Raw genomic sequence first — 479 nt, 5'->3', positions numbered from 1 at the left:
CTCACAGACAGCGATGGTGACAAAGTCTCCTCCACCCTGAGCGTCGCCATTGGTGACGGTGCCAATCCGGTGATCAGCGCCGTGACCGGCACCAGCATGACCGAGGGTGATCAAGGGGGCAAAGATGTGGTGAGCCATATGAGCTTCACCGTGAGCCATGGCTCCGATGCCCTGGATCAGAGCAGCCTCAAGTTCGATATCGCGGCCATCCAGAGTAGCCTTGACGGCAAGTACAGCAGCCACGGCAGCCCGGTGACCTTCAGCCTGGATGCCAATGGCGACCTGGTGGGGACCAGCGCCGATGGCCGCGAAGTGCTGCGCGCCGAGCTGGAACTGGTGGACAACAACGGCAACTGGAGCGTCAGTGCCAAGGTGACCTTGAGCGCCGAGCTGGATCACCAGGGCAGCGAGTCACTGGATCTGCCGCTCACCGTGACCCTGAGCGACAAGGACGGGGACAGCGTCTCCACCGACTTGCC

At 62.6% G+C, this 479-nt stretch carries 1 protein-coding gene; it reads left to right on the top strand.

Going from position 1 to position 479, the window contains the following annotated elements; genetic code table 11:
* A partial coding sequence (locus tag ACW5W7_RS21300) for a hypothetical protein (protein ID WP_456503001.1) occupies nt 1–479 on the top strand: 479 nt, incomplete at both ends.

This window comes from Aeromonas intestinalis (genome assembly GCF_054052485.1).
This window is presented reverse-complemented; position numbering and strand designations above follow the sequence as displayed.